The following is a 2,389-nucleotide window of genomic DNA, read 5'->3' as shown; positions in this document are numbered from 1 at the left end:
ACAACAAAATTCTCTTGCCATCAAGACTTTAAAGAAACCCTTTTAGCCGAGAAATATCCAATTATGATCAGATAGGAACCACCACAGCGCCAAGTAAAAGTTGGCGAGGAGAGCATCGTTGCCAATCAATATAGTAATGGAAATCAGCATCATTAATAACGGCAACTACACATAATAAAGCCTTGAAGAGAGATTTTCTCTCTTCAAGGCCATTGCCGTTTCTCCTAAGTGTCGCTTATTCAATCCATATTTTAAGACTATCCTTGTTTTCAATGATCCTATCGGCAATCCTCGTTGCAACTTCACGAAAGTAACTTTCGTTGTCATTCCAACTAAAATAATTGCGATCTTCAATAAACTTACCACTCTTCATTACTCGACTAGGTAAGGGAATCCTATTTGTTTGGTTTATATCAAAGTTCGCAATTGATCGTTCAAATTCATCTTCTAAGTTAGTAGTACTCCAATACTTAGGCCCCTTTTCAGGCCTTATCTCGAAGACACGTCTTACAAACTCATACGTAATGGTACCGAAAGTAATTAGAATTTTAGGCTGATGTTCGCGGACACTTTCCCTTAACATCACTTCTTCTTTAGCTACTTCTGCTGCCCACCAATTAGAGCTATTACGAACTATTCCGATATCGCTAACAGCACTTTTTATGAAAATATTTTCAGTATCAATCCTTGCATGAAGTTTACGATATACCCTGTCCTGAATCTCATATAATATTGGAGTCCAAATATCGTAAATAGCACCAGGATATTTGGGATTAACTAAGAGCCAAATTGGATAAGATTCATCTCCGGATTCTTGCTTCATTCTATCAACTAAAGGTGAATATTTATTGAGTACTAAGCTAGACAACTGAATCCCACCTTTCAGTATTTATGGTACCCGAAATTATTTCAAATACTACAACTCAATGATTTAAGAGATATCTTCCCCCTTATGCTTGTGATATAATTCTTTATATAGCAAACAGCGTGCCAACCCTAAAAACCGCCAAATTCAAGCTTTTACTAGATTAAACTAGAAAGAGGTGTAGCAAATGCTACACCTCGGTAAATCTAAGATACCCTCATTTTAAGCATTTATGATCTTTATACTCTGTTTTTATAACGTATTTAAGCATTTTTATAAATGTATCTTTCCTTCGATGAATATGCATCATATAATCCTATTTTAAATTCTTCCATTATATGGGGGTTGATTTCTTTGAAGAATAAAAAAATATTTTCCTATTTTAAACTTAATAGTCTGACGAATCAGATCGTAATTATCATTGCCGCCATCATGCTTGTACCTTTATTAGCCTTGATGTATGACATCTTTTTCGCTTCACGGACGAATGAAGTTGTCTTCTTAGACAAAGAGCAGAGACTGGAGGCCTTGGTCAAAACTACAAATAATGAACTTTCTAAAAATATTGAGCCTCTGTGGACAGAGCCAAGCGATGTCTCATCAACCCTGCTTACTAACGAGTTTACACAAGTCGTAGAACCCCAGGTTCCTGCGAATTCAGGTATTCGCTTCGGTCTATATGTTCCAGGTACCGAGAAGATTACGGTACTAGGGTTCCTACATAACTATCGCAACTTATCACAGGAAGAAGAAGCTCAGAGGGAGAAGGATATCTTTGCCAATGCTAAACCAGGTCTGATCGCAACTGAAATGGGGAATGAACCACTCTTTCGAATTTCCGGTTCTTGGGATGATCAGATCGTTGAGTACATTACTCCTGTTGTACTCAAAGGGAAAGTGGTCGCAGTGATGTGGGTAGAGGAGCGACTTAATCCCTTCTTTTACCAAAGTAGTTACTTCCGGAAACTGCTGCGTTATTTCATTCTTGGCGTACTGGCCTTAGTTATGATGGGTACCCTTATAATCATTCGGAATTTAACCACTGGGGTCGACCGCTTAAAGCAGGGATTACAGAGCATGGAGAAAGATATCCATCACTTATTGCCTCAAATGCCGGGTGAACTGGGTCAGGTGGCTCAAGCAGTTAACCGAATGGCGGTAGGTCTAACCGAAAAGGAACGGTTGGAAGATCAACTTAGGCAATCTGAACACCTGATCGCACTTGGCCGTTTAGCAACCGGTGTGGCTCATGAATTGCGTAACCCCATCGCCATCATCAAAACCTTAGTTGAACTTATGAAGCAAGAATACTCCCAAGTGAGCGGCATCGAAGAATTCACAAAGGCCATAGACGAACAGGTTGACCGTCAAAATTCGGAAATTCAAGAACTACTGGACTTCGGCCGTCCTACTAAAGTTTCTATTAAGGAGTGTTCTGTCAATGATTTAATCAAGGGGGTCCTCTCTTTTTCGGCCGCAATGTTACGAAATCAGAGGATAAGAATTATCTTGCAGCTTGATGAG

Annotated in this window: 2 protein-coding genes; one reads left to right on the top strand and one right to left on the bottom strand. The window is 39.3% G+C overall.

Going from position 1 to position 2,389, the window contains the following annotated elements; all coding sequences use genetic code 11:
• Nucleotides 1–235: 235 nt before the first annotated feature.
• Complete coding sequence (locus tag DSOL_RS25860; RefSeq protein WP_075367565.1) at nucleotides 236–868, bottom strand: hypothetical protein; 633 nt, start codon at nucleotides 866–868, stop codon at nucleotides 236–238.
• A 351-nt stretch (nucleotides 869–1,219) separates the two neighbouring features.
• On the opposite strand from DSOL_RS25860, the gene DSOL_RS25855 reads away from it, so the two are divergent.
• A partial coding sequence (locus DSOL_RS25855) for a histidine kinase dimerization/phospho-acceptor domain-containing protein (RefSeq protein WP_170871632.1) occupies nucleotides 1,220–2,389 on the top strand: 1,170 nt, incomplete at its 3' end.

The organism is Desulfosporosinus metallidurans (genome assembly GCF_001936615.1).
GTDB lineage: Bacteria > Bacillota > Desulfitobacteriia > Desulfitobacteriales > Desulfitobacteriaceae > Desulfosporosinus > Desulfosporosinus metallidurans.
The sequence above is the reverse complement of the archived record's forward strand: the minus strand, read 5'-3'. Positions and strand labels throughout refer to the sequence as shown.